This is a genomic window from Methylobacterium fujisawaense, assembly GCF_039619325.1.
Lineage (GTDB): Bacteria > Pseudomonadota > Alphaproteobacteria > Rhizobiales > Beijerinckiaceae > Methylobacterium > Methylobacterium fujisawaense.
Genome location: NZ_CP155000.1, coordinates 5,098,889 through 5,121,715 on the forward strand (window position 1 = coordinate 5,098,889; position 22,827 = coordinate 5,121,715).

Annotated in this window: 17 protein-coding genes and 1 tRNA gene; 12 read left to right on the top strand and 6 right to left on the bottom strand. The window is 70.7% G+C overall.

Annotation, left to right across the window (positions count from 1 at the left end):
• The first annotated feature begins 29 nt into the window (after window positions 1–29).
• From ABC766_RS24180 to ABC766_RS24200, 5 genes are all read left to right on the top strand, one after another.
• Window positions 30–746, top strand: a complete 717-nt coding sequence (locus ABC766_RS24180; RefSeq protein ID WP_345819706.1) for a DUF1194 domain-containing protein — start codon at window positions 30–32, stop codon at window positions 744–746.
• A gap of 32 nt (window positions 747–778) precedes the next feature.
• A complete protein-coding gene (locus ABC766_RS24185; RefSeq protein ID WP_345819707.1) occupies window positions 779–2,287 on the top strand; it encodes a M81 family metallopeptidase in 1,509 nt (502 codons plus the stop codon).
• A 120-nt stretch (window positions 2,288–2,407) separates the two neighbouring features.
• Window positions 2,408–3,478 carry a malate/lactate/ureidoglycolate dehydrogenase gene (locus ABC766_RS24190; protein WP_345819708.1) on the top strand — a complete coding sequence of 357 codons (1,071 nt, stop codon included), beginning with the start codon at window positions 2,408–2,410 and terminating at the stop codon, window positions 3,476–3,478.
• Window positions 3,479–3,585: 107 nt separating this feature from the next.
• On the top strand, window positions 3,586–4,896 hold the full coding sequence (locus tag ABC766_RS24195; RefSeq protein ID WP_278305582.1) for an MFS transporter: 1,311 nt from the start codon (window positions 3,586–3,588) through the stop codon (window positions 4,894–4,896).
• A 35-nt stretch (window positions 4,897–4,931) separates the two neighbouring features.
• The gene (locus ABC766_RS24200; protein ID WP_345819709.1) at window positions 4,932–6,455 is read left to right on the top strand and encodes an altronate dehydratase family protein; all 1,524 of its coding nucleotides are present in this window, start codon (window positions 4,932–4,934) and stop codon (window positions 6,453–6,455) included.
• Window positions 6,456–6,506: 51 nt separating this feature from the next.
• Here the strand turns inward: ABC766_RS24200 and ABC766_RS24205 are convergent, their stop codons facing one another.
• On the bottom strand, window positions 6,507–7,553 hold the full coding sequence (locus tag ABC766_RS24205; protein ID WP_345819710.1) for a saccharopine dehydrogenase family protein: 1,047 nt from the start codon (window positions 7,551–7,553) through the stop codon (window positions 6,507–6,509).
• A gap of 142 nt (window positions 7,554–7,695) precedes the next feature.
• Between ABC766_RS24205 and ABC766_RS24210 the strand changes: the two genes are divergently transcribed.
• Window positions 7,696–8,505 carry a hypothetical protein gene (locus tag ABC766_RS24210; RefSeq protein ID WP_345819712.1) on the top strand — a complete coding sequence of 270 codons (810 nt, stop codon included), beginning with the start codon at window positions 7,696–7,698 and terminating at the stop codon, window positions 8,503–8,505.
• 37 nt (window positions 8,506–8,542) lie between these two features.
• Here ABC766_RS24210 and ABC766_RS24215 read toward each other — a convergent pair whose 3' ends face one another.
• Together ABC766_RS24215 and ABC766_RS24220 are read right to left on the bottom strand one after the other, a co-directional pair.
• Window positions 8,543–9,766, bottom strand: coding sequence for a hypothetical protein (locus ABC766_RS24215; RefSeq protein ID WP_345819713.1), 1,224 nt, complete (start codon window positions 9,764–9,766; stop codon window positions 8,543–8,545).
• Between the two features lie 70 nt (window positions 9,767–9,836).
• On the bottom strand, window positions 9,837–10,907 hold the full coding sequence (locus ABC766_RS24220; RefSeq protein ID WP_170867530.1) for an IS630 family transposase: 1,071 nt from the start codon (window positions 10,905–10,907) through the stop codon (window positions 9,837–9,839).
• 1,099 nt (window positions 10,908–12,006) lie between these two features.
• On the opposite strand from ABC766_RS24220, the gene putA reads away from it, so the two are divergent.
• On the top strand, window positions 12,007–15,693 hold the full coding sequence (gene putA, locus ABC766_RS24225; RefSeq protein ID WP_345819714.1) for a trifunctional transcriptional regulator/proline dehydrogenase/L-glutamate gamma-semialdehyde dehydrogenase: 3,687 nt from the start codon (window positions 12,007–12,009) through the stop codon (window positions 15,691–15,693).
• A gap of 16 nt (window positions 15,694–15,709) precedes the next feature.
• On the opposite strand, the gene ABC766_RS24230 is transcribed toward putA, so the two are convergent.
• The 3 genes from ABC766_RS24230 to ABC766_RS24240 form a co-directional block, all read right to left on the bottom strand.
• Entirely contained in the window at window positions 15,710–17,302 is a 1,593-nt protein-coding gene (locus tag ABC766_RS24230; protein ID WP_345819715.1) for an ABC transporter substrate-binding protein, read from the bottom strand.
• 162 nt (window positions 17,303–17,464) lie between these two features.
• Complete coding sequence (locus ABC766_RS24235; RefSeq protein WP_043352813.1) at window positions 17,465–17,758, bottom strand: DUF2218 domain-containing protein; 294 nt, start codon at window positions 17,756–17,758, stop codon at window positions 17,465–17,467.
• Between the two features lie 258 nt (window positions 17,759–18,016).
• The gene (locus tag ABC766_RS24240) at window positions 18,017–19,465 is read right to left on the bottom strand and encodes an FAD-binding oxidoreductase (protein ID WP_345819716.1); all 1,449 of its coding nucleotides are present in this window, start codon (window positions 19,463–19,465) and stop codon (window positions 18,017–18,019) included.
• A 137-nt stretch (window positions 19,466–19,602) separates the two neighbouring features.
• Here ABC766_RS24240 and ABC766_RS24245 point away from each other — a divergent pair, with 137 nt between their 5' ends.
• From ABC766_RS24245 to ABC766_RS24265, 5 genes are all read left to right on the top strand, one after another.
• Entirely contained in the window at window positions 19,603–20,298 is a 696-nt protein-coding gene (locus tag ABC766_RS24245; protein WP_043758285.1) for a fumarylacetoacetate hydrolase family protein, read from the top strand.
• Between the two features lie 13 nt (window positions 20,299–20,311).
• Complete coding sequence (locus tag ABC766_RS24250; RefSeq protein ID WP_342141524.1) at window positions 20,312–20,776, top strand: NUDIX domain-containing protein; 465 nt, start codon at window positions 20,312–20,314, stop codon at window positions 20,774–20,776.
• Window positions 20,777–20,884: 108 nt separating this feature from the next.
• Window positions 20,885–20,959 (top strand) — tRNA-Gly (locus ABC766_RS24255).
• A gap of 1,155 nt (window positions 20,960–22,114) precedes the next feature.
• On the top strand, window positions 22,115–22,453 hold the full coding sequence (locus ABC766_RS24260; protein WP_051975900.1) for a hypothetical protein: 339 nt from the start codon (window positions 22,115–22,117) through the stop codon (window positions 22,451–22,453).
• Complete coding sequence (locus ABC766_RS24265; protein WP_043378444.1) at window positions 22,450–22,824, top strand: helix-turn-helix domain-containing protein; 375 nt, start codon at window positions 22,450–22,452, stop codon at window positions 22,822–22,824. The genes ABC766_RS24260 and ABC766_RS24265 overlap by 4 nt, the downstream gene beginning before the upstream one ends.
• Window positions 22,825–22,827 lie beyond the last annotated feature (3 nt).

The window sequence follows — 22,827 nt, forward strand, 5'->3', positions numbered from 1 at the left end:
GCACAGTCGCTTGCCATCGAGGGTCGACCATGCGGCGACGCCCGTTCCTGTCCGGGATGCTTGCCGCCCTGTCGCTGGCCGGTCGCCGCGCCCATGCGGCCGATCCGGGGGTGGACCTCCTCCTCGTCCTGGCGGCGGACGTGTCGCTCAGCATCAGCGCGGCCCGGTTCGAACTCGAGCGCAGGGGCTACGCGGAGGCCTTCGCGGATCCGCGCGTGCTCCGCGCCATCGGCGAGGGCCCGACCGGCCGCATCGGCGTCGCCCTGTTCGACTGGGCCGGCCCCGGCGAGCAGCGGGTGGCGGTCGACTGGATGGTGATCGGCTCGGCCGGCGATGCGGCCGCCTTCGCCGCCCGTCTGTCCGCCGTACCGCGCCCGTTCTATGGCCGCACCGCCATCGGCTCGGCGCTCGCCTTCGCCACCGATCTGCTGGCGCGGGCGCCGTTCCGCGCCGACCGGCGGGTGATCGACATCTCGGGCGACGGCACCGGCAATGCCGGGCGCTCCATCGCGGAGGCCCGGGACGCCGCCGTGGCGTCCGGCATCACGGTGAACGGCATCGTGATCCTCAGCGATCCCGAGGGGATGCCGGACTTTCTGAAGGAACACACCAACCCGTCGGGCGGTCTGGCGGCGTATTACCGGGCCGTCGTGATCGGCGGCGAGGGCGCCTTCGTGATGACCGCCGAGAGCTTCGCGGCCTTCGGCCGCGCGCTCATCGCCAAGCTCGTGCGCGAGATCGCCTGACCATCACCCGGATCCCAAAGGACCCACCATCGATGCGCCTCGCCGTCCTCCAGTTCACGCACGAGACCGTGACGTTCCTGCCGAACGACACGACCCGGGACGACTTCATCTATCCCGGTTCGCCGGCGGCCGGAGACGCGCTGCTCGCCACCGATCCCAAGGGCTACATGGGCGGCTTCGTGCAGGTGGCGCGGGAATACGACGGCGTCGCGCTGGTCGGCATCACCTCGCCGCTCTGGCCGCGCACCGGCACGGCCTCCGGCTGGATCACTGCGGACGCCTACGCGCATTTCCTCGGCCGGATGATCTCGGAGTTGCGGGCGACGGGTCCGTTCGACGGCGTCTACCTCGCGCTGCACGGCGCGATGGCGGTGCGCGGCGTTCCCCGGCCCGAGGCCGACATCGCCCGGCAGGTCCGCGCGGCGGTGGGCGACGCGGCGGTTCTCGTCGGGACCTTCGATCTGCACGGGAACGAGGATCAGGCCTTCCTCGACCATGCCGACCTGGCTTTCGCGGTGAAGTATTTCCCGCATTACGACGGCCACCTCCAGGGCCAGCGGGCCGCCCGGATGCTGGTCCGCGCCGTGCGCGGCGATTACCGGCCGGCGCATCGGACCCTCAAGGTGCCGATCCTGTCACCCACCGCGGTCCAATGGACCGGTGCCACGCCCTGGGCCGACCTCGTGCAGCGCGCCCTCGTCTGGGAGGCGCGCGAGCCGGACGTGTTCGTCAACGTCTTCTTCGGCTTCCCGTGGGGCGATGCTCCGGATGGCGGGATGACCGTGCAGGCGATCACCAATGGCGATCCGGACCTCGCCGACCGCGTGGCGCGGGACGTCGCGGATTTCGCGTGGCGGCAGCGGCGTTCGCTGCTCGAGGCGACGCGGATCCATACGATCGCCGACGGCGTGCGCCTCGCCCGGGCGGCGGTCGCGGAGGGCGCCGTTCCGGTCGTCCTCGCCGACCACAGCGACCGGTCCGGCCGGGCGACCTGGCTGCTGGGCGAGATCCTCCGGCAGGGTCTCACCCGCACCCTGGTCGCCACCGTCGCATCGCCCGCGGTCCTGGCGGCGGCGCGGGAGATCGCGGTGGGCGACCCGTTCGACGCGCCGGTCGGCGGCGGCGGCGACCCGTCCGCGGGCGATCCGGTGCGGATCACCGGAACCGTCCTGCGCGTCGTCGCGGCACCGGAGCCCGGTGTCGCCGGCAGCGGCGGTGGCGGCGGAACCTGGATCTGCGTCGCCTTCGGAGGCGGCAATGTGCTCGTCCTGAGCCCGCAGCTCGCGCAGATCGTCGACCCGGAGGAGCTGTGGCGTCTCGGCCTGGAGCCGGCCGATTTCGACGTCGTGGCGATCAAGTCGCGGGTGCATTTCCGGCGCGGCTTCGACGACAGCGGCTACGCCCGCACGATCCTGCTGGTGGAGCCCCCGGAGCCGTTCCTCGGGACGGTGCGGCTCGGTCATCTCCCCTACGCGCAGATGCGGGCGGCCGACTTCTATCCCTACGGCGATCCGCCCGGCCCGGTCCCGTCGGATCGTTGACCGAGCCCTCGGGGACGACAGGTGGCGTCCGCCGTCACCCCCGGGTGCTCGCCCTGCACGTCCGAGACCGCTAGGTTCATCCCGCACGCGCTCGGTGAAGCGCGGCGAGGGAGGAACGGAATGCGGATTTCGGCCGACAGGCTGTCCGCCTATGTGCGGGACATCTTCGTGCGCGAGGGCTGCGCCGAGCCGGAGGCCGAACGGATCGGCCGGTTCCTGGTGGCGGCCAACCTCACCGGCCACGACAGCCACGGGGTCGTCCGCGTCACCCGCTACGTCGAATGGCTGCGCGCGGGCGAGGTCGAAGCCGGCCGCACGCCCGAGATCGTCACCGACGCGCCGAACTTCGCCCTCATGGACGCCCATTACGGATTCGGCCAGACGGCCGGCCCCGTCGCCGTCGATCTCGGGATCGCCAAGGCGCGGGAGAACGGTGTCGCGATCATTGCCCTGCGGCATGCCGGGCATATCGGCCGGATCGGCGAGTGGGCCGAGCGGGCGGCGGCGGCGGGGCTCGTCTCGGTGCATTTCGTCAACGTGGCGGGTAGCCTCCTCGTGGCGCCCTACGGCTCGGTGGAGCGCCGGTTCTCGACGGCGCCCTTCGCCGCCGGCTTCCCGGTTCCGGATTCCGAGCCGATCATCCTCGACTTCGCCACCTCGCTGGTGGCCGAGGGCAAGGTGCTCGTCGCGTCCCGGGGCGGCAAGCCGCTGCCGAAGGGCGCGCTGATCGAGCCCGACGGCCGCCTGAGCGCCGATCCGGCGACGCTGTTCGGACCGCTGGAGGGCGTCGAGCGCGACAACCAGCGCGGCGCCGGGGCGATCCGGGCCTTCGGCGAGCACAAGGGATCCGGCCTCGCGCTGATGTGCGAGCTGCTCGCTGGCGCGCTCACCGGCTCCGGAACCGCCGGCCCCGGGCAGCGGCGGATCTGCAACGGCATGCTGTCGATCTACGTCACGCCCGCCGCCCTCGGCACCGAGGATGCGCTCGCCGCCGAGACACGGGCCTATCTCGATTTCTTCAAGAGCGCCAAGCCGATGCCCGGCGCCGAGGTTCTGCTGCCGGGCGAGCCGGAGCGGCGGATGCGCGCCGAACGCCTCGCCGAGGGCGTGCCGCTGCCCGAGCCCGTCTGGGAAACCCTCCTGGCCGCCGGCCGGCCGCACGGCCTCGACGGGAACGCCTACCGCGACTGAGCCGGACAAGGCCCGGCGCCACACCACGATCGGCGGCGACCCCCGGCCAAAACGGGGGCGCCGCACGGCCCGGGGACGCCATCCCCGGCATTCGGGAGGAGAACGCGATGCCTCGTTTGCGCTGGCTCATGATCGGCCTCTGCATGGCCGCCAACGCCATCAATTACATCGACCGCGCCAATCTCGCGGTCGCGGCGCCGTCCATGTCCAAGGAACTGGGGCTCGACGCCACCGATATGGGCCTGATCCTGTCGGGCTTCTTCTGGACCTACGCGATCATGCAGCTGCCCTTCGGCTACGTGGCCGACCGGGTCGGCGCGCGGCTCTCCCTGGTGGTCGCGGTGGTCTGGTGGTCGGCCTGCACGGCGCTGACCGCGGCCGGACGGGGCTTCCTGTCGCTGCTCGGCCTGCGCATGCTGCTCGGCATCGGCGAGGCCGGGGCCTATCCGTCCTTCGCCAAGGTCGCGGCCTCGTGGTTTCCCCGCGGCGAGCGCAGCTTCGCCAGCAGCATCTTCGACAGCGGCTCCCGGGTAGGCTCGGCGCTGGCGATCCCGCTGGTCTCCTGGGTGATCGCGACGCTCGGCTGGCGGGAATCCTTCATCGTCACCGGCGTGCTGGGCTTCGTCTGGGCGGTGTTCTGGATGTGGCTCTACCGCGAGCCGGAGAACCACCCGAAGGTCTCGCCGGAGGAACTGGCCCGGCTCCGAGCCGCGCAGGACCGGCCGAAGACCGTCGATGCCGCCGACGCCCAGAATCAGGTGCCGTGGCTGTCGCTGTTCCGGTACCGCACCGTCTGGGGGATGATGGCAGGATTCTTCTGCCTGAACTTCGTGATTTACTTCTTCATCACGTGGTTTCCGACCTATCTGGTCAAGGCGCGCGGCTTCTCACTGGCCGAACTCGGCACGCTGGGCAGCCTGCCGGCCCTGGCGTCGATCCCCGCGGGCTGGCTCGGCGGCTTCGCGTCGGACGCGCTCTACCGCCGCGGCTGGAGCCTCACCGCGGCCCGCAAGACCTGCCTCGTCGGCGGCATGCTGATGTCGTCGGTGATCACGCTGTCGATCATCGCCCCGAACGTCTACGTGGCTCTGCTGTGCTTCGCGGTCGCCTATGGCAGCCTCGCCTTCACGGCGGCGTCGATCTGGGCGCTGCCCGGCGACGTGGCGCCGACCCCGGCCCACGTGGCCTCGATCGGGGGCATCCAGAACTTCGCCTCGAACGTCGCGGGGATCGTGACCACGACCTTCACGGGCATCATGCTGACCGTCACCCAGGGCTCGTTCGTGATCCCCCTCATCGTCGCCGGCGGGTTCTGCCTGCTGGGCGCCTTCATCTACCTGTTCGTGGTCGGCGAGATCGCGCCGCTGCCGGTCCGCGACGCCCGCGTCCCGGCCCTGCGCCCCGAGGCGGCGCGGTGACGGCGACCGGCCCCACCGAATCCCAGGAGAGACCGATGTCCACCTATCCCGTGATCACCCTCCGGCCGGCCGACGGCGTGGCCGTGGCGCGCGGCGCCATCGAGCCGGGCACCCCGGTCGCTGACGGCGTGACGGCCGCGGAGCGGATCCCGGCCGGCCACAAGGTCGCGGTCAGGGAGCACCGCAGCGGCGAGCCGGTGACCAAGTACGGCCAGATCATCGGCTTCGCGAAGAAGGACATCGCGGCCGGCCGGCACGTCCACGTCCACAATCTCGGGATGGGGGAGTTCGCCCGGGACTACGCGTTCGGCGTCGACGCCAAGCCGACGCGGCTCATCACGCCGGCGGCGACCTTCCAGGGCATCCGCCGCCCCGACGGGCGCGTCGCCACCCGCAACTACGTCGGCATCCTCACCTCGGTGAATTGCAGCGCGCACGTGGCCGACCTGATCGCCGACGCGTTCCGCCGCCACCCGATCCTCGGCCTCGACCCGCTCGCCCCCTATCCCAACGTCGACGGCGTCGTGGCGCTGACCCACAAGACCGGCTGCGGCATGGCGATGGGCGAGCCGCTGCGGCTCCTGCGGCGGACGCTCGCGGGCTACGCGCGGCACGTCAACTTCTCGCACATCGTGATGATCGGGCTCGGCTGCGAGGTGAACCAGATCGGCGCGTTCCTGGAGGAGCAGGGGCTCGGCGACCGGATCCGCAGCATGAACATCCAGAGCCTCGGGGGCACGCGGAAGACCGTCGAGGCCGGCATCGACTTCGTGAAGGGGATCCTGGCCGAGGCGAACGTGGTTCACCGTGAGCCGATGCCGGCGAGCGAACTGATCGTCGCCCTGCAATGCGGCGGCTCGGACGGGTATTCCGGCGTCTCGGCGAATCCGGCTCTGGGGATCGCCAGCGACCTCGTGGTGCAGAACGGCGGCACGGTGATCCTGTCGGAGACCACCGAAACCTACGGGGCCGAGCACCTGTTCACCCGCCGTGCCGTCAGCCCGGAGGTGGGCCAGAAGCTCGTCGACCTGATGCACTGGTGGGAGGACTACACCCGCAAGGAGGGATCGGAGATCGACGCGAACCCGTCGCCGGGCAACAAGGCCGGCGGCCTGACCACGATCCTGGAGAAGTCGCTGGGCGCCATGGCGAAGGCCGGCAGCACCAACCTCGTCGACGTGCTGCGCTACGCCGATCCCGTCACCGCCAAGGGCTTCGTGTTCATGGACACGCCCGGCTACGATCCGGTCTCGGCCACCGGGCAGGTGGCGGGCGGGGCGAATCTCGTCTGCTTCACCACCGGGCGCGGCAGCGTATTCGGCTGCAAGCCGTCGCCGTCGATCAAGATCGCCACGAACTCGGCCATGTACCGGCGGCTCGAGGAGGACATGGACGTCAATTGCGGCACGATCCTCGACGGCGAAGAGAGCGTGGAGCAGGCCGGGCGCCGGATCTTCGACCTGATCCTCCGGGTCGCGAGCGGGGAGCGGACGAAGAGCGAGCAGTTCGATTTCGGCTCCTCGGAATTCGCCCCCTGGCAGATCGGCGCGACCGTGTGAGCCCCGGGCCGCTCGCATCGGATCGAGCGCTGGGCCAGGCCGGAGCGCCGGTCAGAGATCCGTCCGCTTCACGTGCGGAAAGCCCAGGATGAAGTCGGCGCCGAAGGCGGTGACGGGCGTGTGGAAGCCCGGCGCGACCTGTCCCGCGGCGACGCGCCGGGCGATCTCCAGGGCGGTCCAGACCGTCAGCGTGTAGCCCTCGGAGGTCTCCATCCGGCTCGCCGCGCGGCGGCCGGCGCCGTCCCAGGCTTCCGCCAGGAAGGTGCTGCGGGCTTTTTCCCGCGCGGCGGCGGACGGGCCAGGGGGCAGCCGGTCGATGCCGCGGTTGATCAGGCGCTGCGCGGTGCCGCCGGCGATGATCCGCCGGATTCCGGCGGGCAGACCGGCCGCCGCCGCCATGGCGGGGAAGGCCTCGAAGTAGACGTCGATGTTCGGTACCCCGGTCGAGTACCACGCGCTGGACACGTCGCCCCAGCCGAGCCCCACGGTCCGGCGCGGGCCGGCGCCGAAATCGGCGGTGCCGCGGGGCGGGCTCGGCAGCTCGACGATGCGTCCGTCCCGGCGCACCCGCGTCCCCCAGGCGATGCCCTCCACCATGGTGCGGGCGGTGCCGCGGCTGAAGCCGCCGAACCCGCCGATGGAGATGCGCAGATGCGTCGCGCCGGGCAGGCGCCCGGCCACGTGGGCAGCGAGGCAATCGCTCGGCACCACATCGAAGCCGGCGGCCGGCAGGAGGACAAGGCCGGCCGCCTTCGCCGCCGCATCCTGCGCGGCGAGCGCCTCCAGCACCGCGATCTCGCCGGTGATGTCGACGTAATGCGCGCCCGCGGCGAGGCAGGCTTCCACCATCGGCCGCGCCGTCTTCGAGAACGGGCCGGCCGCGTGGATCACCGCCGCCACCCCTGCGAGCGCGGCGCGCAGGCCTTCGGCATCGTCGAGGCGTGCGACCCGCATCTCCAGACCGAGCCGGGACGCAAGCGGCCGCAGCGTGTGCGCGTTGCGCCCCGCCAGGATCGGATGCAGGCCCTGCCCGACGGCATGCGCGGCCAGGAGCTGGCCGGTATAGCCGGTGGCGCCGTAGATCAGGATCGCGGTCATGCGGGGGCTTCTGCCACCGCTTCCGCAGGTGTCAAAGCGCGCGCCGCACGGCGTTCGCCGATGGTAGGGACGGACGCATCGAAGCGCGACACGGCGGGCGGCCTCGGATGTCGGACCCGCCGCCATCGGGAGAAGCGGCACCATGTTCAAGCGAACCGTCCGGCCGAGCGCATGGCGAGCCCGCGGCAGGGCTGCGGGTTGGACCGCGGTCCTCCTGGCTTTGACCACATCCGCCTGGGCCGACGGACCCGTGGTCCTGAAGGCGCCGGCCGACCTGATCCCCGGCCTCGCGGCCATGCCGCAGATCGCTGCGCCGGCCGACGACGCCGAGCGGCGGATCAACGCGGCGGTGAAGCGCCTCGACACAAAGGCCCTCGCGGCGGCGCGGGACTGCAAGGCGCAGGATGGGAAGAACGGCTCCTGGGAGCGGACCGTCGAGACCCCGATGCGCGGCCCGCGTTTCCTGAGCTTCGTGATCTCCGACAGCATGTATTGCGGAGGCGCGCATCCGAACTCCAGCACGATGTCGATCGTCTACGACCTCACGACCGGCGCCCCCGTGGATTGGACCACCCTGCTGCCCGCATCCCTGACCGGCACGCTCGCCCTCGCCGAGGGCGCGGGCGGCACCAAGATGGTGACGCTCGCCTCCAAGACGCTGCACGAACTCTACCTCGCGGGCTATCGGCCGAGGACGGGCGATCCGAAGTCCGTCGATGCGGACAAGGAATGCCGCGAGGCGGTCACCGAGACCTACGACGGCCAGCCACCGGCCATGATGGCGTGGCTCGACGCCAAGGTCGGAGGCCTCGCGGTGCAGTTCGACCTGGCGCACGTCGTCCAGGCCTGCGCCGATCCGGTGGTGATCCCCACCGCCACCCTGCGTCGCAAGGGCGCCCACCCCCTCCTCACCGAGGCGATCGAGGCCGCCCACGCCCAAGCCGTGAAGTGACGGGATCGCGCGACGGACCGTTTCGCGTCCCGCGGCCTCAGGTCGGGCCGGGCGGTGCGGCCGGCCGGTCCGCGAGCGCCGCCAGGACCCGCCGGCCATAGGCGGTGGTCGCGAGGCTGGCTCGGAGTTCGCGAGACAGGGCATCCGGGCCGAGGCGGCAATCGAGATCGGGCCGCGCGGCGAACCCGTCGAGTTCCTCGCGGATGAGCACGGCGAAGTCGGCGGGATCCAGCAACCCCTCGGCGGCATCGAGGACACCGTGTTCCTCGAGGAAGCCTCCGCCCAGGCTGATCACGCCGTCCCTGTACCGGATCAGCGCAAAATAGACGCCGAACCCGATCATGGCCCTGTCCCGCCAGCCCGTCGCGGCGATGTAGGTCTGCATCATCACCGTGGTGGAGTAGTGCTCGTGCTCCCCGTCGCGCTGGGCGAGATAGTCGCGAAACACGTCGTGGGCCGCCGGATCGAGATGGAGCAGCGCCTGCATTGCCGGCGCCAGCGCTCCCTGGTCGTCCTCGGGCCCCCAGATCTGCCGGTACAGGTTGTTGGCGGCCACGAGTGCGGGCTGGACTTCGAGATAGGTTGTCAGCAGCTCACGCAGCACGGGCGCCACCGCGATGCGCTCGCGCGCGATCCGCGCGAAGAAGGCCGGCTCCGTCAGTGCCTTCCTGCCGACCCTGAAGGTCAGCGCCAGGGCGTCGCTCCGCAGAAGAGCGGCCAGATCCGTCCGGATCTGGCCTGTGAGCCAGCCCAACGATTCCGCGATGGCCGCAGCCGAGAAGTCCGCCACGGTGACCACCGGTAGCGAGCGCGCTAGGAAGCGCCCGACCGCAGATGCGCTCGGCCCCGCCGACGCCAGAGGGCGATACCCGTCCTCGTCCTGCGCGATCAGCCGCGCGGGCCCCGGATCGGCGCACCAGGGTCGCGGAATGAAGACTGCGTCGCTGTAGAAGCGGATCTCGACCCTCTCGGCATCGGCCACGTCGCCGAATGTGGAAACGGCCTTGGCGCCCGCATAGCGGCCGAACGCGAAGACGGGCGAGCGAGCGCCGTCCAGGCCGATGCGCTGGAACTCCGTGTTCTGATCCCAGAAGAACCCGTACTTGACCCAGAGCGCCCGCTCGTCCGGTTCCCAGGCCACCTCCGTCATGGCGCGGTGCGGCACGGGGCCCGGGCGCGCGACGAGGGTCGCGACGTGGGCGACGGGTTCGGTCGTCCAGAGTTCGACGGCCTGTGCGCGGTGTCGGGGATCGTCCCCCACCGCATCCGCTGCCGCTCCGGGTTGCCCGGGCGAAGGATCGGAGCGCGGCGTGACCGCGTAGTGCACTGACTCAGACGGATGGTTCAGGGGATCGGCCGACGGCTTCGAGGATATCGGTGGCGGGCTTTGTCCAGACGAAGGGTCTGGCGCGCTGGTTGTGCTCGGCGATGTAGCGTTTGATCGCCGCCTGCAGATCGACGACGCCGGTGAAGGAGCCTCGCCGCAGCCGACGACGGGTCAGCGCTGAGAAGAAGCCCTCGACCGCGTTGAGCCACGAGGCCGAAGTCGGGGTGAAGTGGAACGTCCAGCGCGGGTGCCGGGCGAGCCAGGCGCGCACCTTCGGATGTTTGTGGGTAGCGACGTTGTCGAGGATCGCGTGGATCGCCTTGCCGGACGGGACAGCAGATTCGACGGCGTTGAGGAACCGGATGAACTCACCGTTCCGGTGGCGCTGCATGCAGCGGCCGAGCACGGTGCCCGCCAGGACGTCGAGGGCCGCAAAGAGCGTCGTGGTGCCGTGACGGGTATAGTCGTGGGTCTGGGCGGCAGGATGGCCGGGGGCAGGCGGACGGTCGGGGCGCGTCCGCTCCAGCGCCTGGATCTGGCTCTTCTCGTCGATGGACAGCACCACCGCGTGGGCGGGTGGGGCCATGTAGAGGCCGACGACATCTTCGACCTTGGCGGCGAAAGCGGGGTCGCGCGAGCGCTTGAACGTGCGCAGCCGATGCGGCTGGAGGCGGTGAGCCTCCCAGATCCGCTGCACGGCACGCAACGAGATCCCGACCGCGCGGGCCACGGCCCGGCCGGTCCAGTGGGTGACCTCGCCCGGCGGCTCCGAGCAGGTCAGCGCCAGTACCTCGGCCACCGTCTCGGTTGAATGGGGCGGCGTGCCGGGCGGGCGCGTCTTGTCGCGCAGCAGACCTTCGACGCCAGCCTCGGCGTAGCGCCGCTGCCAGCGCCACACGGCCGGGCGGCTGACGCCCGCCCGCCGGGCGACGTCCTGGACACAAAAGCGCTCGGCCGAGAGCAGGACGATGCGGGCACGCTGGGTATGTTTGAGCGGGCGGGAGCGGTCGCTGGCGATCGCAACCAGTCGTGCCGCATCGCTCGCATCGAGAAGCACACAGACCGTCTGAGCCATGGCCCAGACTCGCACGTCTCATCGGACGCGTGAATCCTCTGTCCGCGTCACTGCAGTAGCGGCCGCTCGGGCTGAACCAATACGGCTTCACCGCCTCTGGAAGCGGATCGTAGCGCACCGACCCGTCGGTTCGCCCCAGGCGGCAAAGCCCGTAGGACGACCCGCCCGGCCCACATCGGAGGCCGATGAAGGCCAGCCTTCCCTCCGGATCCTCGAACAGATCGCCGTGAATCGTCAGGATGGCCGGTCCACCCGGTCGCGGCGGATAAGCCTCCTCGTTGGAAAGACGTCCGATCGGACCGTCGGACGGCCAGGTGATCCCCCGCCCATCCAACAGGATTTCGAGATCCGCCGCCCGCAGGACGACGAGGCGGTGGAGGTATTGGGTCTCGTCGCTCGGAACATGGCTCACATAGGCTGCGATCAGCTCGGCATCGCGCGTGACGAACAGCCTACGGGCATAGGAATCCCCGCGCGGCAGGCGCCGCCGCACGACATCCCGGCGCGAGCGCCACGCGATCAGGCAGAGTTCCCCGTCTTCGGACAGGCAGATCAGCCTCTCATCGCCGACAAGGGCGGCGGCGCGGATCGAAGCCCGCGGAAAGGGCATGACCATCTGCCACGCACCCTTGTCTTCGATGGCTGCGACCGTGTTGTAGCGTCGTTCGGTGCCGGTGATCTCCAAACGCGGCATGCGGCGTCCTCATCGAGACGTGGGACTCTGACCTGAGCGGTCCGCAACCAAGGGCGGACGATCCGAATGTGCAAAACGATTGAATGCCCCAATATATCTCAATATAGTCTAATGTAATTCGCGGCTAGCGGACCAATAGACGGCCAAAACATACGACGAGACCTTATGTGGGCGGAAGCCTATGGATTGACCTAGTTCATCGCCGCGGCATCCCTGCATACGGGATCCGATCTCGCGCAGGCGCAGGCTTCGCTCCTGAAAGGTGAGGCCGCGTGACCGTGACCGCCCGGGACGGTCCGGTCGGGCCAAGCCTTTCCGTCGGCACCCCGGCTTCGACGCGGCGCCCGGATTGTGTAGCCTGAGGTCGCAACGGCGCGGCATCGTGCCGTGTCAGAGGGACGGATCATGTCCGGGACCGGCGTCGTCGAAGCTGCGGCAGTCGGGGCGAGTGCTGCCTCCCGCCGGCTCGCCGCCGGCCTGCCGGACCGGTCGCCCCTGAGGCAGGCCGTGACCGCGGCCTGTCGGCGGCCCGAGAGCGAGTGTGTGGCGGCGCTCCTCGATCAGGCCCGCCTGTCGCCCGAGGCCGCCCGGCGCGTCGCCGAACATGCGGGACGCCTGGTCGAAACCCTGCGTCGGCAGGGGCGCCGCGGCGGCGTCGAGGGGCTGATCCACGAATATGCGCTGTCGAGCCAGGAGGGCGTGGCGCTGATGTGCCTCGCCGAGGCGCTGCTGCGAATCCCCGACACGGCGACGCGGGACGCGCTGATCCGCGACAAGATCGCGGGCGGCGACTGGGCAGCCCATCTCGGGCACAGCTCGTCGCCTTTCGTGAACGCGGCGACCTGGGGCCTGCTCGTCACCGGCACGCTCGCCGCGACCCGGCACGAGGCCGGTCTGTCCGCCGCGCTCACCCGCCTGATCGCCCGCGGCGGTGAGCCGGTGATCCGCACCGGCGTCGATCTCTGCATGCGGATGATGGGCGAGCAATTCGTGGCCGGGCGGACGATCGCCGAGGCCGAGCGGCATGCCGGGCGGCGCGAGGCCAAGGGCTTCACCTACTCGTACGACATGCTCGGCGAGGCTGCCGTGACCGCCGAGGATGCGGAACGCTACCGGCGCGCCTACGCGGAGGCGATCCGGGCGATCGGGGCGGCCTCCGCCGGCCGCGGCGTGCTCCTCGGACCCGGCATCTCGATCAAGCTTTCGGCGCTCCATCCCCGCTATGTGCGGTCGCAGCGCGACCGTGTCCTGGCCGAACTCCATCCCCGTGTGCGGGACCTCGCCCGCCTCGCCAAGAGCTACGGGATGGGCCTGAACATCGACGCCGAGGAGGCCGATCGCCTCGACCTGTCTCTGGATATCCTGGAGCGGCTCGCCCTCGATCCGGACCTCGCTGGCTGGGACGGGCTCGGCTTCGTGGTCCAGGCTTACGGCAAGCGGTGTCCCTTCGTCATCGACGTGCTGATCGATCTCGCCCGCCGAAGCCGTCGGCGGCTGATGGTGCGTCTGGTCAAGGGCGCCTATTGGGACAGCGAGATCAAGCGGGCGCAGGTGGACGGTCTGGCGGATTTCCCGGTCTTCACCCGGAAGCTTCACACCGACGTCTCGTATCTCGCCTGCGCGCGTCGGCTCCTCGCGGCTCCGGACGCGGTCTTCCCGCAATTCGCCACCCACAACGCCCAGACCCTGGCGAGCATCGTCGAGATGGGCGGCCCGGATTTTCGGCCCGGCCAGTACGAGTTCCAGTGCCTGCACGGCATGGGCGAGCCGCTCTACGAGGCCGTGGTCGCCGGAGAGCGCCTGCGCCGGCCTTGCCGCATCTACGCGCCGGTGGGCACACACGAGACCCTGCTTGCCTATCTCGTCCGGCGGCTTCTGGAGAACGGGGCGAATACCTCCTTCGTCAACCAAGTCGCCGACGTGGCCGTGCCGATCGCGGCGTTGATCGCCGACCCCGTCACCGCCGTGGAGGCCATGCCGAGCCCCGGAGCGCCGCATCCGCGGATCGCGGCTCCCCGGGACCTGTACGGTTCGCACCGCATGAACGCCGCCGGTCTCGACCTCGCCGACGAGGCCGCCCTCGCCGATCTCTCGGAGGGGTTGCTGGCGAGCGAGCGCACCGTCTGGCGGGCGGTGCCGTCGGGCGAGGACGACGCGGCGGCCGACGAGCCCGTGCGCAATCCCGCCGACCACCGGGACGTCGTCGGCTTCGGCCGGGCGGCGACGGCTGCGGCGGTCGCAGGCGCCGTAGCCCGGGCGGAAGCGGCCGCCGCCGGCTGGGCGGCGACGCCGGCGGCCGCGCGCGCCGCCTGCCTGCGGCGGGCCGCCGACGCCTTCGAGGCGCAGATGCCGGCGCTGATCGGGCTCATCGTGCGGGAGGCGGGCAAGACCTACGCGAACGCCGTGGCGGAGATCCGCGAGGCGGTCGATTTCCTGCGCTACGACGCCGCCGAGGCCGAGCGAATCCTCGGCGACGCGCACGAGCCGCTCGGCCCGGTCGCCTGCATCGCGCCGTGGAATTTCCCCCTGGCGATCTTCGTCGGGCAGGCCGCGGCCGCCCTCGCGGCGGGGAACACGGTCCTGGCCAAGCCCGCGGAGGAAACGCCCCTGATCGCCGCCGCGGCGATCCGCGTGCTCCACGCGGCCGGGATCCCGGCGGATGCCCTTCACCTGCTGCCGGGGGACGGCCGTGTCGGCGCCGCCCTGGTCGCGGATCCGCGCGTGCAGGGCGTGATGTTCACCGGCTCGACCGCGGTGGCCAAGGCCATCCAGCGCGCACTCGCGGGGCGGCTGAACCGCTTCGGCGAGCCGGTGCCCTTCGTCGCCGAGACCGGCGGCCAGAACGCCCTCGTGGTCGATTCCTCCGCGCTCGCCGAGCAGGTGGTGGCCGACGTGATCGCCTCGGCCTTCGATTCCGCGGGCCAGCGCTGCTCGGCGCTGCGGATCCTGTGCCTGCAGGAGGAGATCGCCGACCGGACGCTGCACATGCTCAAGGGCGCCCTGCGGGAGCTGCAGGTCGGCGACCCGCGGCGCCTCGCCGTCGATGTCGGACCGGTCATCACCGCCGACGCCGCCGCCCGCCTCGTCGATCATGTGGCGAGCCTGCGCGCGCGGGGGTTTCCCGTGGAGCAGTTGCCCCTGCCGCCCGCGGCCGGCGCCGGGACCTTCGTACCGCCGACGCTGATCGAGATCGGGGCGGTCGCCGATGTCGAGCAGGAGGTGTTCGGCCCGGTGCTGCATGTGCTGCGCTACCGTCGGGATACCCTCGACGGGCTCCTCGCGGCGATCGATGCCACCGGCTACGGGCTGACCTTCGGGCTGCACAGCCGCGTCGACGAGACCATCGACCATGTCCTCGGCCGCGTGCGGGCCGGCAACCGTTACGTGAACCGCAACATCATCGGCGCGGTGGTGGGCGTGCAGCCCTTCGGCGGCTCGGGCCTGTCGGGGACGGGCCCCAAGGCCGGGGGCCCGCTGGCCCTCGGCCGGCTGGTGCGGAGACCGCCCGCCGCCGCCTGCGACGGGCTGCCCGCCGACGACGCGGCGCTGCGCCCCTACACGGCGTGGCTGCGGTCGCGCCATCGCCACGACCTCGCGGAAAGGCTCGAAACCGTCCGCTATCCCGGATCCGCCCCGATCGCGCTGGCCGGGCCCGTGGGTGAGCGCAATCTGTACGCCCTGCGTCCGCGCGGGCGCGTCGCCGCCATCGCGGCGACGGAGACGGCGCTCCTGCTCCAGCTCGGAGCGATCCTCGGCACAGGCAACGCGGCGGTCATCGTCGCGGCCGGCGGCAGCGGTGCGGCCCTGGACGGTCTGCCGGCGGTGTGCGCGGCCCGGATCGCCTGGGCTCCGGATCTCGACCGCGCGGGCGACGTCCAGGGCGTCCTGTTCGCGGGCGATGCGACGGCCCTGCGGGATCTCAACGCCGCTATCGCGGCCCGTGATGGGGCCATCCTACCTCTCCAGGCCCGCGAGCCGGAGGCGCTGGCGGCCGGCGATCTCTACGATCCGGCGGGCTTGGTCGAAGAGATCTCCACCGCGATCAACACCGCGGCGGCCGGCGGCAATGCCAGCCTGATGAGCGTCGGGTGACCCGGCGGCTGCGCGCTCAGGCCGACCGGCGCAGGTTCCAGAACAGCGGCAGCCCGGTCAGCATGCCTTCGAGGTCGCGCCGGTAGGCGGTCGGCTGGAAGTACTGGCCGCAGGGGAGATAGGCGCCGACCTCCAGGGCGCGCGCCTGGATCCGCGCCGCGAGGGCCTTCTGGGCGGCGAGGTCCGGCGCGGCGAACCACGCGCTGCGCATCTCCTCCAGGGGGGCGTCCGTGAGCCAGCTCGGGACGCCCGCGCGGCCGTTCCCGCGGGCGGCCAGATGGTAGGCCGGCGAGAGATGGTCCAGCCCGCCGGAGAAGATCCCGAACATCGACCAGCCGCCCTGATCCAGGGGCTTCGCGTTCAGAATCCGCTGGTTCACGGTCCCCCAATCGGTGGCGACGACATCGAGGTTCATCCCGAGCTTGCGGCAGGCATCGGCCATCACCTCGCAGATCGCGTTGATCCGCGGCACGTCGGTCCCGGAGAGCAGCACCACCCGCTCGCCCTTGTAGCCCGCCTCGGCGAGCGCCCGCTTCGCGGCGGCGAGGTCGCGAGGGCCGGTGAGCACCGCCATGCCGGCCGATGACGCCATCGGACCACCCGCGGTGAAGATCCCGACGGGCCCGCGGCGGATCGCCGGGTCGCTGCCGGCAACCGCGTCCATCATCTCGGTCTGGTCGACGGCCGAGAGCAGCGCGCGGCTGATCGCGGGATTGTCGAAGGGCGGCAGGGTGTGGTTGAGGCGGATCTGTCCGATCAGCCCTGCGGTCTCCACCAGATCCACCCGCACGGCCGGCTGGCGCATCAGGTCGGGCACGAGATCGACGAGGGGCTGCTCCCACCAGTCGATCTCGCCCGAGCGCAGGGCGCCGGCCGCGGTCGCGCCGTCGGGGATCGTGCGCCACTCGATGCGGTCGAAATGCGCGATGCGCGGTCCGGCGGTGAAGCTCGCCGTCCCGTCCGGACGGGGTCGGTACTCCTCGAACCGGCGGTAGACGTTGAGCGAGCCCGGAACCCGCTCGGCGGCGACGAACCGATACGGGCCGCTGCCGACGATCTCCGGCACCGCCTGCGTCGCCGGCGTCGCGCTCAGGCGCTCCGGCATGATCACCGGGACATAGGAGGTCGGCTTGGCGAGGGCGTCCGGCAGGAGCGGGAAGGGCCGTTTCAGGCGGAACTGCACCATGGTGTCGGTGGGCGCCGAGAGGTCGTCCACCGTGTCGAACAGCGCCCCACCGTAGGCGTCCCGCTGCGACCAGCGCCTGAGGCTCGCCACAACGTCGCGGCCGAGGACCGGCGTGCCGTCATGGAAGCGCAGGCCGTCCCGCAGGGTCAGGCGCCAGGTGAGGCCGTCGGCCGTGACCTCGTGGCCCGCGACCATCTGCGGCTGGGCCCGGTAGGCGGCATCCAGGCTGTAGAGTGTATCGAACACCATCAGCGCATGGGTGCGCGTGACGTAGTTCGTGGTGATGATCGGGTCGAGAAGCGCCAGATCCGCGTAGGGCACGAAGCGCAGCGTCGTCGCGGAGGCCGCCCGCACCAGGGCCGGACGGGCGAGCGTCCCGGCCACCAGCGCTCCGGCGCCTGTCAGCAGGGTACGTCGCTTCATGGATCGATCCCGGTCTCGGCGGCGACCGATCTGGCCGCAAGCCGGACTCGCGTGCAAGTGGTGCGCCACCTGGTGCGCCACCGCCGCGGGCCGTTCCGGATCGCGAGACCCCGCCCGGGCCGGGGGCCGGACGGGTCGAACGTGACCGCGCTGCGCGGGCCGTCAGGCGGCGCGCGACCAGCGGATGTCGCCGAGGCTCTCGCGGAAGGCGAAGCGGGCCAGGTGGTCGGCCACGACGTTCTCCAGCCGGGTGAGGTTCACCGGATCGGAGCTGTCGATGCGCATCACCAGGGCGTCGGGCTCGGCATCGAAGGTGCAGACGCGGTCCTCGCCGAACGGCACGGTGCCGTGCACGGGCGTCGCCTCGACCTTGAACTTGTGGCTCCAGTGCCGGCAGAGCTGCTGCAGGTAGCGGCTCGCCTCGTTGGTCTGCACGCGGGCCTGGGAGGTGGGCATTCCGTCGGTCTCCAAAGAGATATGAAAACAGCCTGTCGGTGACGGTTCGTCGCTCGATCTCGCATCTGCGAGATAGGAAGGCCTCTGAGCAATTGCCATGCCTGGCGCCGAAGGACCCGTCTTTGTCGTCTGCGGTGAGGGTCTGTCCGAAGCGTTAGCAGCGGCTTAACGCAGCGGGCCACCCCGGCGGATGACGGCGCGGCGTTGCTGTCCTGCACCCGGCTCCGCGCCGAATTATGGCGCGATGCACAAAATTCCTCAGCGCGCCGTCGAAGCGTCGCGGTCGTCCCGGATGAGGACCTTGCCGGGGTTGAGCAGGTCCTCGGGGTCGAGGGCGGCCTTGAGGCGCCGCATAAGGTCGAGCCCGACCGGATCCCCGTAGCGGGCGAGCTCCTCGCGTTTGATCAGGCCGACCCCGTGCTCGGCAGCGATGGAACCGCCGAGGTCGTGCACGATGTCGTGAACGATCCGGTTGAACCGGCCCCATTCGGCCAGGAACTCCACCGCCGCCATGCCGGGCGGCTGGGACAGGTTGAAATGGATGTTGCCGTCGCCGAAATGGCCGAATCCGCAGGGTCGCAGGCCGGGCATCTCAGACGTGCAGGCCGCGTCCGCCTGCTCCAGGAACGCGGGGAGCCGCGACAGCGGTACCGACACGTCGTGCTTGATCGACGCGCCTTCGCGGGTCTGCGCCTCGGGAACGCCCTCCCGCAGACGCCAGAGCGCGGCGTTCTGGGCGCCGCTGGTGCCGATCGTGGCGTCCGCGATCACCCCGTCCGCCAGGGCCTGCCCGAGGGCGGATTCCAGCTCGGCCTGCGTGTCGGCATCCGGGCGCGCGGACGCGACCTCGATCAGCGCGTAGGCGCCGTGCGCGCCGTCCAGCGGCTGCACCGTCCCCGGGACGTGGCGCAGCACGATCTCCAGGGCGAACGGCGGCAGGTATTCGAAGGCCGTCAGGTCGCGGTCCATCCGCGCCCGCAGGAATACGAACAGGTCGAGGGCGGCCCTGGCCGAATCGAGCCCGACAAAGGCGACGCTCGTGGAGCGCGGCCGCGGGAACAGCTTCAGCACGGCCGCGGTGACGATGCCCAGCGTGCCTTCGGAGCCGATGAAGAGCTGCTTCAGGTCATAGCCGGCATTGTCCTTGCGCAGGGACTTGAGCCCGTTCCAGACGCGTCCGTCCGCGAGCACGACCTCGAGCCCCAGGACGAGGTCGCGGGCGTTGCCGTAGGCGAGGACCGCGATCCCGCCGGCATTGGTGCTGACGCCGCCTCCGATCCGGGCCGAGCCGCGGGACGCATAGGAGAGCGGAAACAGCATCCCGGCCGCCTCGGCCGCGTCCTGCACGTCCTGCAGGATCATCCCGGCCTCCACCGTGATGGTGGCATCCACGGCATCGACCGCCCGCAGCCGGGTCATGCGCTCCAGGGACAGCACCACGCCTCCTTGCGGCACCCCGGCGCCCGTCAGGCCGGTATTGCCGCCGAGCGGCACGACCGCGATGCCGGCCTGCGTGCAGGCGCGGACCGCGAAGGCGACCTCCTCGGTGCTCCCGGGCCGCATCACGGCGAGGGCCGATCCGGTGAACAGGCGCCGGCTCTCGGTCAGGTAGGGCGCCAGGGCGTCCGGATCGGTCAGCACGTGCCGCGCGCCGATCCCGTCCCGCAGGGCGGTCAGCAGGGTGTCGAGGGCGGCTGTCGGGGTCATCGCAAAGATTCTGTAGGCCAGGGGCGGGGGTACGCAAGCTCCGGTATGGCGTGCGCCGGTGCGGACCTTACAACGATGATGTAGGGCCCGGGCGTCGTCGCGCCGGGCCGTCCGGACGATCCACCGCAGAGGCAGAGATGCTCTCCGTCATCCAGAACCCGCAACGCATCGCGCTCCCCATCGTGGGCAGCAGCGACCTGTTTCCCGTGCGCCGCGTCTACTGCGTCGGCCGCAACTACGCCGCCCATGCCCGCGAGATGGGGGCGGACCCCGACCGGGAGCCGCCGTTCTTCTTCATGAAGCCCGCGGACGCCCTGCAGATCGTCGGTTCCGAGCCGACGCCTCACGCCTACCCCCCGAAGACCGGCAACTACCATTTCGAGGTCGAGATGGTGGCGGCCCTCGCCAGCGGCGGCAGCGACATCCCGGCGGAGACCGCCCTCGACCACGTCTACGGCTACGCGGTCGGCCTCGACATGACCCGGCGCGACGTCCAGGACGAGGCCAAGAAGATGTCGCGGCCCTGGGACACCGCCAAGGCGGCCGACGGGTCCGGCCCGATCGGCGCGCTGCATCCGGTCTCCGTTTTCGGCCATCCGGCGCGGGGCGCGATCACGCTGTCGGTGGACGGCGAGATTCGTCAGAAGGGCGACCTGGCCGACATGATCTGGTCCGTCGCCGAGCAGATCGCCTACCTGTCGGGTTACTTCGCCCTGCAACCGGGCGACCTGATCTTCACCGGCACGCCCGCCGGCGTCGGCCCAGTCCAGCGCGGTCAGCGCATGGTCGCGGCGATCGCCGGGCTCGGCGAGATCACCCTCGACGTCGTCTGAGCCGCGCACCCGCATGCTCCTCGACCGGCCGCTCCTGCGGCGCCTGTTCCACCTCGGGGCTCTCGCGTCCCGGGGCATGACCCTCGGCGTGCGCGGCGTCGCCCTGGACGGGGCGGGGCGTGTGGCCCTCGTGCGCCACACCTATGTCAGCGGCTGGCACCTGCCCGGCGGCGGTGTGGAGCGCGGCGAGGCCGTGCGCGACGCGATGGTGCGGGAATTCCGCGAGGAGGCCGAGATCGTGCCCCAGGGGGAGCCGCGCCTGCACGCCCTCTACCGGAATGTGGTGGCCGCCCCCCGCGATCACGTCGCATTGTTCGTCCTGCCGGCCTTCACGGTGCTGCGCCCCAAGGCGCCGGACCGGGAGGTCGCCGAATGCGCCTTCTTCCCGCTGGACGCATTGCCCGAGGGCACCACCCGGGGGACCCGCGCCCGGCTCCGCGAGATTAAGGAAGGCCTCCCGCCGGACCCGAATTGGTAAATCGTCACGGTTCGCGAAAAGGGCGCTTGCGTCGTCCGCCGGAATGGTGTTTAGAGAGCCGCGCCGGGGGCCGCCGGCACGAAAGTCCAGGCGGCGCGGCACTAGTGAGCGGGTGTAGCTCAGGGGTAGAGCACAACCTTGCCAAGGTTGGGGTCGAGGGTTCGAATCCCTTCGCCCGCTCCAAAACTTCAATTATTGCAAGTACTTGCAGGATCGTTGCAACACCTCACCCCGGCGTTGCAGCTTTCCAGGCAGCACCAAGGCGGCACCGGGTATGCCACGCTGCGGGACCCGCGTGTGGGTCCGCTCCCGAAGGAATGGGCAAGCGACGGCTCACTCCGATTTTCCGGTTTCGGCCGCGCTGGATCTCCCGACGCCTTAGGCGCCTTCGTAGCTCGATCTCGACCTAGGTGCGGGACACGGGACCTGCGCATTCCTTCCGACCTGCTCAGAAATCCACTGCCTTCGGTCCAGGCGGGTGTGCCGCTCGTCGATCGGCGATATCCAGGGTCGGAGGCGTTCGACGTTCCAGACGTCGTCCGCGGCTATGCCGATCCAGGGTACGCTGGTTCCTTCGGTGCTCCGCGGTCCATGCGGGCGCCTCCTCCGCCCGACGGCGAACGCGGTTCAAAAGTGGGCCGGTGCTTCCTATGCACTCGACACGGGCACATCGGCGGCCGAGATCGCGCGCCGGGCGCGGTCACTCGGTGGGACATCGAGGAGGTCCTGCCGTTCTTACGCGCACGAGGTCGCCGTCGGCCCACGAAAAAATCGAAACACCCTTTTGATGGGGGTGCCTTCTCGGCTCACGTGCGGATCGGGTCGATCCACCAACGGGCCGAAGCGTCGCACGGCGTCCTTCGCCCGCATCCGGATCTCGCATCGCGTATCGACCTGCCGCTCGTCGCGAGGCGGGCCGGGTGTGCGATGCGTCGCCTGAGGCAGCACCGTCGACCGAGATCGGTCGTCGTGCCATCGCCGCGGTCAGCAGGGCGGGACACGGCGCGACCAGTTGCAGGGCCGCGTGGCGTTCTAGTCCCGAGGCCGGATGATCGCGGGTTCGGCACGTCGGGTGACTGATCCGTTCGGGCTTGGGTCCGGCGTCTTCCTTGTCCGTAACTTCCTCGGCAACCTATCGCGAGGCCATGGAAGGTACGGATCGGCGTCGTGCCACCGGTCCGAAATCGGATGCGGCATTTCCGATACGCTTGGCCGCGATCGGTCGTCCAACGCTTTTGCAGGGCGTCCGCAGCCGTTTCAGGTCGCATCCTGATCGCCGCTTGCATGTCGAAAAATTCGACATTATTGTTCTTGGAAAGTCACGGATTTCGACAGGCCATGACGCTCGCCACGTTCCCCGCTCCATCCGTGTCGTCCTTCCCGACGGCCGAAGTCGAGAAGTGCCTACGCGACGAGCTGATCGAGGCGGTCAAATCGGAGGCGGCCGTGAAAGGCGACGCCCTGCCGCCCACGCCGGCGGCGATCGCCACGACGAAGTTTCAGATCGACTCCCTGGTGGTCGTCTCGCTGCTCACGGCGGTCGAAAGTGTCGTCGGCTGCAACCTGCCGGATACCGTCGTACGCGCGGGTGGCTTCACGTCGGTGGAGCAGGCGTTGGAACAGCTTGTTCCACGGATCGAGAAGCACTGGGCCAAGATCAACGGAGTGAAGACGTGAACCAAGCCTCGAGCCCTCCGGGCAGCGACGAGGAGGAACGCAGGAAGCTGGGCGATCGGCTGAAAGAGGCCAGGAAGTATCTCGGTCTGAAGCAGGAGGAGGTGGCGAACTACCTCAAGATCCCGCGCACTGCCTTGACCGATATCGAGAGTGGCCAGCGCCGTGTGGAAGCCATCGAGCTGACGCGTTTGGCCAGACTCTACCGCCAACCTGTGGGCTACTTCACCGGAGAAGACGAGGCCTCCTCACAACTGCCGATCGACGTCGCCCACTTGGCGCGGCAGGCGGCGGCGCTCTCGGAGAAGGACAGAGAGGAGCTCGGTCGCTTCGCGGAGTACCTGCGGGTCAGAGCGCGGCCGGATCGAGGCTGAGCG

Excerpts from the sequence above, each read along its gene's own strand:
- ABC766_RS24180 (WP_345819706.1), top strand. The coding sequence starts at position 30 with ATGCGGCGACGCCCGTTCCTGTCCGGGATGCTTGCCGCCCTGTCGCTG.
- ABC766_RS24185 (WP_345819707.1), top strand. The coding sequence starts at position 779 with ATGCGCCTCGCCGTCCTCCAGTTCACGCACGAGACCGTGACGTTCCTG.
- ABC766_RS24190 (WP_345819708.1), top strand. The coding sequence starts at position 2,408 with ATGCGGATTTCGGCCGACAGGCTGTCCGCCTATGTGCGGGACATCTTC.
- ABC766_RS24195 (WP_278305582.1), top strand. The coding sequence starts at position 3,586 with ATGCCTCGTTTGCGCTGGCTCATGATCGGCCTCTGCATGGCCGCCAAC.
- ABC766_RS24200 (WP_345819709.1), top strand. The coding sequence starts at position 4,932 with ATGTCCACCTATCCCGTGATCACCCTCCGGCCGGCCGACGGCGTGGCC.
- ABC766_RS24205 (WP_345819710.1), bottom strand. The coding sequence starts at position 7,553 with ATGACCGCGATCCTGATCTACGGCGCCACCGGCTATACCGGCCAGCTC.
- ABC766_RS24210 (WP_345819712.1), top strand. The coding sequence starts at position 7,696 with ATGTTCAAGCGAACCGTCCGGCCGAGCGCATGGCGAGCCCGCGGCAGG.
- ABC766_RS24220 (WP_170867530.1), bottom strand. The coding sequence starts at position 10,907 with ATGGCTCAGACGGTCTGTGTGCTTCTCGATGCGAGCGATGCGGCACGA.
- putA (WP_345819714.1), top strand. The coding sequence starts at position 12,007 with ATGTCCGGGACCGGCGTCGTCGAAGCTGCGGCAGTCGGGGCGAGTGCT.
- ABC766_RS24230 (WP_345819715.1), bottom strand. The coding sequence starts at position 17,302 with ATGAAGCGACGTACCCTGCTGACAGGCGCCGGAGCGCTGGTGGCCGGG.
- ABC766_RS24235 (WP_043352813.1), bottom strand. The coding sequence starts at position 17,758 with ATGCCCACCTCCCAGGCCCGCGTGCAGACCAACGAGGCGAGCCGCTAC.
- ABC766_RS24240 (WP_345819716.1), bottom strand. The coding sequence starts at position 19,465 with ATGACCCCGACAGCCGCCCTCGACACCCTGCTGACCGCCCTGCGGGAC.
- ABC766_RS24245 (WP_043758285.1), top strand. The coding sequence starts at position 19,603 with ATGCTCTCCGTCATCCAGAACCCGCAACGCATCGCGCTCCCCATCGTG.
- ABC766_RS24250 (WP_342141524.1), top strand. The coding sequence starts at position 20,312 with ATGCTCCTCGACCGGCCGCTCCTGCGGCGCCTGTTCCACCTCGGGGCT.
- ABC766_RS24260 (WP_051975900.1), top strand. The coding sequence starts at position 22,115 with ATGACGCTCGCCACGTTCCCCGCTCCATCCGTGTCGTCCTTCCCGACG.